This is a genomic window from Pseudolactococcus yaeyamensis (assembly GCF_054658615.1).
Map to the genome: position 1 here is coordinate 1 of NZ_BAAGGP010000093.1, position 9,577 is coordinate 9,577.

Genomic DNA, 9,577 nt, shown 5'->3' on the forward strand with positions numbered 1-9,577 from the left:
CTCCTTTCTGTCAAGTGTTTACTAGAAATCCTAACAGATTTTTGACCTTGTTTTGCCACATGATGTTAGAAATATAATGTCAACCAACTTTATTCTAACATAATAATTTTATTTTCGAAAGAAAAAACTAGTCAAAATTTCAATTTGATGAATTTAAAGAAAAAAACACCTTTCAAAAAAGTGTGTTCATTTCTTTAAGTTTCAGTTTGATGTCAAGTTAGACTGATTATCTGAGTCTTTTTAGCGTGTTGCTACTGACCTCTCCCTTACAAAACAAGTGTTACAACAGCACTCATAATCACAAGTGATACGATAATACTTAGGGAGCTGGCTAAACCGCTTACCCCTTCGTCTGCACCGAATTCAGTCGCTTGGATGACGGTTAAATTTGAAATCGGTGCGAACATAATGAGGACTAGCACACTTTTGATAAGATGAGATAGGGGGAGAAAGAAATAGATGAAGACGGCTAAAATTGTTGCCATCGTGTATCTGCCTAGCAATAATTTGCGGACATTTCGGATGCCTTCTTTGTGCAGATTGATTTTCATGTAAAGTCCAATCATAAACATGGATAGAAATGAATTGGCACTCGCAAGTAACTTGAAAGGCGCCATCCAGTCGTCAGCAATTTTGATGCCGATAATGGCTAGACTAAACATGACAATATAAACCATAAAGGTAGGAGATTTTGATAATTTCTTAAGGATGTCTAAAAAACTTGGCGCATCTTCTTTACTGGCCATTAACCGATCTGTTACGGCTGATGTGCCCCCTGCCACCATGAAAGAATTACCCATATCAAACATGCCTAAATAAGGAATGGAACTAGGGAAAAATGCCATGACAAAGGGAATTGCGAAGTTCCCGATATTATAACCACCCGTGGTAAAAAGGAGCAAGCCTCTGAAATTTCTATCTTTCTCCCTTAAACCATAAAAATAGGCGAAAAGCATCATCATCCCATTTGATGCGAGTCCAATCCCTGCTAAAATCAAGAACAGGGTCGTGAGTTTAGTGCCATTGACCCCATTGACAATGGTTGCAGGTAATGTGATGTAGACAATCATTTTCGATAAAACTTGTCCATCTTCTTGTTTGAAAATGCCGATGTGCTTTAAGCCATAGGCAAGAAAAATCGTTGCTAAAAAGCTGAGTGAATTTAATAGTATGATTCCCATAGTGGCACTAACTTTCTTTTTAATCATCTACACCTAAAAATCGATTGCGAGTTCTAGATTGAAAGGCGTAATCACTTAATAACTTGACGTTTTCATCATAGTTTCTGGAGAAAACATACTCATATAAAACATCTGTCACGTATAGAAAGGCTGTTCATGAAGCAAATGAACCCATTTTGTTCAGGGTTTCGTTATTTTCAACATAGATGCCAATCTGAGCGCTCTGCCAAGCTTTATTGTTCTGGTTTGAGGTGATGTAAATGGAAGGGATGTTATGCATGGCGAGTTCTCGCAAATTCACTAGCATCTCCCGACTATCGCCAAATTGCGAAATAATAATCCCTATCGGTTGCTTGGCTCGGATTGGTTTAACTAATTGAAAACCATGCAAGGCTTCTAAATGAGAGTTAAAGCCGATTCTCAAGAGTTTTTGATGTAAGGCTTCTGCTGCAATCATGCTTTCACCTTTTGCAAAAATTGTAATCCAATCCGAATGGAGAATCAGATCACCCGCCATTGTGATTTTTTTCAAATCCAAATCCAGATAAATATCAAGCAGAGTCTGCGAATGGAGATTCATCATTGTTTTCGCAATATCTCTCACGGTTTGCTTTGAGGCAACAGGTAAGTCTAGTGCGACCAAGGTTGTCTCATCTTTTGAAAAATAAGTCAACTCACTTGCAACCTTCATTTTAAACTCTGAATAGCCGGTCAAACCGATTTTTTTGTGAAACGAACGATAGCCGAGGGTGAGATAAAGAGTTGACTGGCGAATTCTCTGACTGAAAGATTGATGACACATTGCGGATTATCTAAGACAAACTTCGCAATATCTGCTTCAACCTGATTACAATTTTCTTGATGTTGTAAAATTTCAACTAGCTTCATACTTTACCTTCCTCTCACTACCCCATTTTGATAGCGCCAAAAACAAGTTATGACAAGATAAGATTTAAAAATTCCTCATTTTAAATTTATATCACTTCTATTAAAACAATAATTTAGATTTTTGGCAATGACTCCGATAGATTGTTAAACACGAAAAGGGAAAATTATTCCCTTTTCTAATTGCCTTAAAGACTGAATGAGTCTTCATGCACTTGCTTATTAGCTGCGATAACAAATGGTGCATAGATAAAGATACTAACAATGATACAAATTAACTGCACGATAACTGTTTTAAAACTACCCGTTGACACAAAAGCATTAACCAAAGGTGGCAAGGTAAATGGCACAGTGATAAAGGCTCTCGCAGCAAAATCAATATAAGTCAGGAAGTAGCCAATAATAGAAGAAACAACCGGCGCAAAGATAAAGGGAATGGCTAGAATCGGATTCAAAACCAAAGGAAGTCCGAAAATCAAAGGTTCATTGATATTAAAGAGGGCTGGAATGGCTGAGAAACCACCAATCGTGCGATAGTCATCCCGTTTACTGAAGAAGAAGAAGGCAATCAAGAGACCAATCGTACAGCCAGAGCCGCCAATCGTTGCGTAAGTATTCCAAAAAGTATAAGTGAAAATATTAGGCAAAGCTTTTCCTGCTTCATGTGCTTCTAGATTGATAGCAATTGCAGCTAGTCCAATCGGATCTTTAACAATTCCAATGACTTGCGCCCCATGAATCCCAATCAGCCAGAAAACTTGACACAGTAAGGCGAGGACAATGACACCAGCTGGGTGTTGCATAATAGCTTCCAAGGGAATTTGAAGGACTTTGTAAATGCCGTCAGAAATGTTCATTTCAGTCACTTTTTGGAAAGCAAAACCGAAGATACCAAAGACACCCACGACTGTAATAGATGGAAACAGCACTTCAAAGGCCGTTGCGACATTTGGCGGTACACTGTCAGGCATATGAATGTTCATTTTCCCGCCGTTAAGGAGTTTTGCCAAAAATTCTGTCGCAATAACCCCAACAATCATAGCGAGAAACATGCTGCGTGTATTGGTATAATTCACTGCCAAAGCATTGGGAATGACAATTTCACCAACAGTTTCTCCTGCTAATTTGTAACTTTCAGTTGCGATGTCAAACACTCGTGTGATGGCTGTTGGCACTAACGAAATGTAGCAAATCAAGCCAACGATTCCAGCAAAAGTTTCATCAATCTTGCGTTCTTTCCCCATTGCCTGCGCAACAAGGAAGACAACGAAGATAGATAAGAAATTCATGGTCGCATAGTTAATCGCTGAAAAAATAGGTGAAAAATCAGTGAGGATCATTAAATTAGGAAACAGGGCGGGCAAGCCATTTGTCGCACTACAAAGCACATTATTTAGCAGGGTGGCAAATGAGCCTAAGATAATAATGGGCATTAATTTGACAAATGCCACACGAATAACGCTGACATAGGTAAAAGTCGAAATCTTACCACCAACATACTCCAATTTATTGATAAATTTACCAAACATTTTGATAACCTCCTTAAGCTTTTTACTTTAAGCTATTCTAGTAAGGAGACTGGTTTTAGTCTCTAATCATCCAATTTTGCGACAAGCTCATCAATTGTCGTCCCATTTGTCGCGATAATATTTTTGTAGGTTTCTAATGAATCTTTCTTGATCCGTTTCAGGCTACCATTACCCTCATTATCTTTATCGACATAGACGAAACCATAACGCTTAGACATTTCGCCTGTTCCGACAGAGACGAGGTCAATCGGTCCCCACCACGTATAGCCCATGATGTCAACGCCGTCTTTAATCGCCTCTTTCATAGCAGCCACATGCTGAATGAGATAAGATGAGCGATAATCGTCATGAATTTTTCCGTCTTCAGTCACCTCGTCAAATTGCCCAAGCCCATTTTCCACGCAGAATAATGGGAGCTGATAGCGGTCGTAGAGTTCATTAAAGGTGTAACGGAAGCCGACAGGGTCAATCTGCCATCCCCAAGGTGTGGTGCCGATATAAGGGTTAGGTGTCCCTTGGTCACCGCCAGTATGTCCAGCAAATGGTTCGCCGAAAACGTGCGTTGTTGTCCGATAGTAACTAAAAACAAGGTAATCGCTCAGATAGGTGCTGATGATTTCTTCATCGCCCGGTTCAAACTTGACTTGGACATTGGCTTTTTCCCAGATGCGGTTAATATAGCTTGGGTATTTGCCACAAATCATGACATCTGAATAAAAAAGTGAGGCACGACGTAATTCTAGTGTTTCAAAAACATCATTGGGATTACAGGTGTTTGGATAAACATTTGACAGGCTCATCATACAGCCAATTTTAGCATTCGGCATGAGTTCCCGCCCTACTTTAATGGCTAGGCTATGCGCGACAAACATATGATGGGTAGTTTGATACATGACTTCAAGTTCATTTTCGCCTGCTTCAAAGAAAATCCCACCAGCAGTTGCTGGCATGCGACGCATATTATTGATTTCATTGAAGGTCATCCAGTATTTGACACGATCGCCATAGCGTTTGAAAATCGTTTCACAGAAATGAACGAAATAGCCAATCAATTTGCGGTCACGCCAGCTACCATATTTATCAACCAAATTCAGTGGCGTTTCATAGTGACTAATCGTAATCACAGGTTCCATATCACGCGCAATAATAGCGTCAATCAAGTCATCATAAAATTTCAAACCTGCTTCATTTGGTTCTGTCTCGTCACCATCTGGAAAAATACGGCTCCAGTTAATTGATGTTCTGAAACATTTAAAGCCCATTTCTTGAAAATAGTCCAAATCTGCTTCATAATGATGATAAAAGTCAATCGCTTCATGATTGGGATAGTATTTGCCTTCAATAATCTTACGATCAGCTGGCATATGGGCACCGTTAGGAAAAATATCAGATAGATCAGCTTTTTTTCCATCGATGTTCCATGCACCCTCAACTTGATTGGCTGCGACTGCGCCCCCCCAGAGAAAATCTTTGGGAAATTCGTTTTGTAGTTTCTCCATTTTTATGCTCCTTATATTTGAATGATGATTGTGTTCAATCAATCTACACTGTAAAAATAGCACAGGATGACAACGCTTACAATATATTTTAAGAAACCGCTTACATTGTGTCGCGTTTTCTTGATAGTTTATCTGTTTTTTGGAAACATTGTGTCAAAAAGCAATCAAAAAAGCCCTATCCCAAATATCTGGAACAAGACTTTTAGCTATATTTTGTCTTAAAATAAGGATGTCGAATGTGCGTGGCTTAATTTGCCACTATGAATTTTGGTCATGATTTGATTGACAGCGTGCGGTCCTTCTTTAAAGCCTTCAACGATTAGACCGAGTTTACCCTCATAGTTTGCTGTATCGCCAATGGCATAGATATTGGCACAACTGGTTTGATAATGGTGGTCAACTATAAAATGCTGCCGCTTCATCTCAAGATTTACCGACCAGGCGCGGATATCCTTGTTATTGCTGAGAAAACCGTGCTGCACGATTAGGTGGTCGACCTCCAGCTTACGCTCATCAGAAAGCGCGATGCGCAAGCCCTCTTGATAATCTGAAATACTGCGAATGGTGACAGGCGTTACGACATGGACAGTTGACGCCTGCAGTTTATCGACAGATGATTCATGCGCTCTAAAGGCATCTCGTCTGTGGATAAGGCTAACGGATGCCGCAACTTCAGCGAGCATCAAAGCCAAGTCAATGGCAGAGTCGCCACCACCTGCAACAGCAACATTTTGCCCTGCAAACTGCTGTTTATCGGTCACACTATAGCCTAGTTTAGAGTAATCAAATTCTGACGACTCATCAGTTTTCAACGGCTTTGGCGCAAATGACCCATTACCCGTTGCGATAATAACAGCTTTTGTTAAATAACTAGACTTAGTCGTTGTCACTTGGTAAACGCCTTGGTTTTCTGTTGGCGTGATGTCAACGACTTTCTCAGATAGGCGGATTGGTACGCCAAATTGAGCGGTTTGCTTGACTAGATCAGCCACGAGCGTTTCAGCCTTGACTGCGAAATAGCCTGGCACATCATGTATCGTTTTTTCTGGATAGAGGGCGGTTAATTGACCGCCGGGTACTTCGAGTGAATCTATAATTTGGACTTTATTTTTACGCATACCAGCGTAGAAACCTGCGAATAAGCCACTAGGTCCTGCGCCGATTATCGTTATATCATATATATCTTCTGTCATTTTGACCCCTTTATAAAATGTGATGTCAAACATATTTTACCATACAAAAGAAAAAACTGCCTTGACGACAGCTTAAATTTGCAATTACTAATTAAAATTAACAACAACCTTGATTTTATTTTCTTTATCTTTTATATCAGAATAAAGGCTAGTCAAAAATTCTCTTGCAGAATCTTGTGCTTGTTTAATAAACGCTTCATTCGTTCTAATTTCTTTGGTTGTTTCGCTTACCGCTTTAGTTTGAACTTCTAGTCCCTTATCATTAGCATCTAAAACAAAAAAGGCATCTTTTAACTTGTAAATTTCATAATCTGTAATAAAATTATCACCTGCCAATAACAAGTCAACTTTTGCTTTTGGTAGCGTATAGGTTATAGTATTTCCTACCGTATTTGGGTTCACCTTTGCCATATCATAATACATTTTAGCTTTAAAATGGAAAATGTATAAATCACGTTCTTTACTACCAATTTTAAAGAAACCAAAAGCCTTTGCCTGATTAGATGTTTCATCAACTGTCTTATCGTATGTTATAGCTAAGGCATTGATTTCTCTGATTTCTTTGACTTCAAATTCTGATGTTTTTACCTTTGTGCTACCTGAAGGAATTAACGAGAATAAAAACCAGATAACAACCATTACAACTAGAATTCCCATAACTGCTAGAACTATCTGCAGCTTTTTTGATAATTTATGCCATAATTTTTTCACTTTCATCACTCTCCTATAACAAAGTTAGTAAAGCTAACAAAGGAGCAGCGAATCCTGTTGTAAATGCAGTACAACCACCGATAAGCAAAATTAATATGATGACAATGACAACAACAATAATTATTTTATCCAATATTCTATTCTCACTTTCTTTTTAATAGAGTAAGTATTGCTTGTCAATACTTACTCTGATGTACTTAGTATATCAGCATTTCCTAATTTTTCATAAAATAAAATCATGAATATCGTTTGAAAGATTACTCATGATTTTATTTTATAATATTATTTTTAACTGAGGCCACTTCTCCTGCCAATTTTTCTTAGCTTGGCGTTCATGGTAAATCGCTAGTTTGTCCGCATTTTCAGCGAAAAAGGGAGTCGGACGAACGATGAAATCCGTGATATCTGAAAGACCGTAAGGAAGAAATAGTTCGATATTACAAGTTGACGTTAGGCGTGCACCAATGGCTGTACATCTTTCTGGGAATTTAGCCATGGCATCACGCGCACTAAGATAGGGCGCTGTATTGGGATTATGCAAGTGCATGTGGGCTTGGTTCTTGACTTCCCAGGTATAACTTGGGTGGGCAAGTTTTAAGAATTTTTCAATAGTGTGCGTTGCATCATAAGAAATTTTTGGCTCAAAAAAGATGACATCAATATCTGTCGTTGGATCAAAAGGAGGCTGATCAGAAAGGTAATTCCAAATCAAATTTTGGATACTGCCAGCACACAACCAAGCATCTGGCAAGTTTAGCTGTTCAATGATTTTTAAAATATCATAGATTTCTGGTATCTTGGTGAGTAGTTTTTTCAATTCTATTTCATTCATAGCAATACTTCCATTTAAGTCATTTATTTCAGTATAATCTTAAAGAAATCCCCTGTCAAACAAAAAATACCTCTCGATAGCTTGTCTAAAACAATCTTAATTGTTCTGGCTCAGGTTGGACTTTCTTATAAGCAGCAATAATCGCATCCATTTGATACAAAAGTCCATACTTCTCACATTCATTGATAAACAGCGCTCGTTTCCTAGCCATATCAGGGATATTGCATTGGTAGCGCTCGCCATATGTCATCAGATACTGCTGTTTAAGCGTTGGAAAATAACGCTCTAACTTCTCAAAAAAATGGTTGCGTTGGATATCTCGCAAGGTCACGCCAAACAACCCAAAAATAAATTTAGCACCATGTTCATGCGCTAACCTCACTATATTTTTGATGTTTTCATCACTATCCGTGATAAATGGTAAAACAGGCGTCAATAAAATACCTGTAAAAATACCATTATCGGATAGCTGACGAATCGCTCTAAACCGTTCTGAGGGAAGACTAGCAAAGGGTTCAATCTTTCTAGCTAGACTATCATCACTCGTGGTAATTGAGAGTTTAATGATACAGCTCGATTTCTCAGCAAGTCGTTTCAAAATATCAATGTCACGCGTGACCAAATCACGTTTGGTTTCCAGAGAGACACCAAAGCCATAGCGTTCAATTAAAGCTAAAGTGCCTCGCGTCACTTGCAACTTTTTCTCATGGTGATTATAACTATCCGACATGGCCCCTAAACCAATCACACCTCTAGGCATTTTTCGACTTAATTCTTTTGTTAGGATAGCTAAACAATTCTCCTCGCGTACACGATCAAAATCGTCAATATAGTATCTCGCACTTCGGCTATCACAGTAAATGCAACCTTGATTGCACCCCTTATATAAATTGATATTATAGTCAATCCCAAACCATAAATTACCGTCAAATTTGACCTTCTGCAAGATTGTTTTTGCTGGGATGTATTGCATGGTTTACCTCACTTTATCGGATGTCGAATAATCGTTTTCAATTTTTCAGGCGCTGTTCTTCTCGGGTCATTTAAATAAATCTCATGATGCCTTCTTATATTAGAGATATCAACTGTATAATCGGAAGATTTAATAAACTCATCCAAGCATTTAATGGCATCAGGTTCATTATCATAGCTTCCTATATGACATAAGCCTTCTGAAAATGTTGCCAAACGGGCTTTCGAGCTATCTAAATCAGGTTTCTTTTGCCTTACGACTGAAAGCGCGCGTTCAAAGACTTCTGCTGTGACAAAATCAGGCTGACGAACCATAGCAGTCCAGTTAAATTGGGCTTTGTCAGTGATTTTATCAGTAGGTTTTTCGTCGTTTTCTAACCACCACAAGCCTTCAAGCGGTGCCACAACGTAATCAAAATAACCTGCTGGTATATCATTGCGCTTAGGGCTCATCTTAATCGCATAAGACAAAGCATATAAAAGTTCGACCGCCTGTTGATAAGCAACACTTGTATTCGGATTCCCTTTGCCATCCACCATGATAAACTGACTTGCTGGTAAGTCAATGATTGCTGGTTTTATTTTTGCCTGATAACCCGCTTGTGGGTCTTTTTTAAAGTCTATTTTGGGGATCGCCATCTCTTTCTCCCTCGTATAATATATTCTAGTAGTGATTAACCACTACGATTTTTACCTAATTGATATTAATTTTCACTTGACTACTGAGCCGTTTCTCAGAGATAATAGTTCTGGAATGGACTCACGGATTTTGCTT

Annotated in this window: 10 protein-coding genes; all 10 read right to left on the reverse strand. The window is 38.7% G+C overall.

Going from position 1 to position 9,577, the window contains the following annotated elements; translation table 11 throughout:
- Positions 1–266: 266 nt before the first annotated feature.
- A complete protein-coding gene (locus ACYQ21_RS13370; protein WP_460058995.1) occupies positions 267–1,181 on the reverse strand; it encodes an AEC family transporter in 915 nt (304 codons plus the stop codon).
- Positions 1,182–1,335: 154 nt separating this feature from the next.
- Positions 1,336–1,872, reverse strand: a complete 537-nt coding sequence (locus tag ACYQ21_RS13375) for an SIS domain-containing protein (protein WP_460058997.1) — start codon at positions 1,870–1,872, stop codon at positions 1,336–1,338.
- Positions 1,873–1,892: 20 nt separating this feature from the next.
- Positions 1,893–2,069 (reverse strand): hypothetical protein, encoded by a 177-nt coding sequence (locus ACYQ21_RS13380; RefSeq protein ID WP_460058999.1) that lies wholly within the window; start codon positions 2,067–2,069, stop codon positions 1,893–1,895.
- 185 nt (positions 2,070–2,254) lie between these two features.
- Positions 2,255–3,595: a PTS sugar transporter subunit IIC gene (locus ACYQ21_RS13385; RefSeq protein WP_460059001.1), complete on the reverse strand. Its 1,341-nt coding sequence runs from the start codon at positions 3,593–3,595 to the stop codon at positions 2,255–2,257.
- Between the two features lie 62 nt (positions 3,596–3,657).
- Positions 3,658–5,094, reverse strand: a complete 1,437-nt coding sequence (locus ACYQ21_RS13390) for a glycoside hydrolase family 1 protein (RefSeq protein ID WP_460059003.1) — start codon at positions 5,092–5,094, stop codon at positions 3,658–3,660.
- A 218-nt stretch (positions 5,095–5,312) separates the two neighbouring features.
- Complete coding sequence (locus tag ACYQ21_RS13395) at positions 5,313–6,287, reverse strand: NAD(P)/FAD-dependent oxidoreductase (protein ID WP_460059004.1); 975 nt, start codon at positions 6,285–6,287, stop codon at positions 5,313–5,315.
- Between the two features lie 87 nt (positions 6,288–6,374).
- A complete protein-coding gene (locus tag ACYQ21_RS13400; protein WP_460059005.1) occupies positions 6,375–6,998 on the reverse strand; it encodes a DUF4230 domain-containing protein in 624 nt (207 codons plus the stop codon).
- 274 nt (positions 6,999–7,272) lie between these two features.
- Complete coding sequence (locus tag ACYQ21_RS13405; protein ID WP_460059007.1) at positions 7,273–7,830, reverse strand: nucleotidyltransferase family protein; 558 nt, start codon at positions 7,828–7,830, stop codon at positions 7,273–7,275.
- An 85-nt stretch (positions 7,831–7,915) separates the two neighbouring features.
- Positions 7,916–8,803: an SPL family radical SAM protein gene (locus tag ACYQ21_RS13410; protein ID WP_460059008.1), complete on the reverse strand. Its 888-nt coding sequence runs from the start codon at positions 8,801–8,803 to the stop codon at positions 7,916–7,918.
- 8 nt (positions 8,804–8,811) lie between these two features.
- Entirely contained in the window at positions 8,812–9,441 is a 630-nt protein-coding gene (locus ACYQ21_RS13415) for a GyrI-like domain-containing protein (RefSeq protein ID WP_460059009.1), read from the reverse strand.
- Positions 9,442–9,577: the final 136 nt, after the last annotated feature.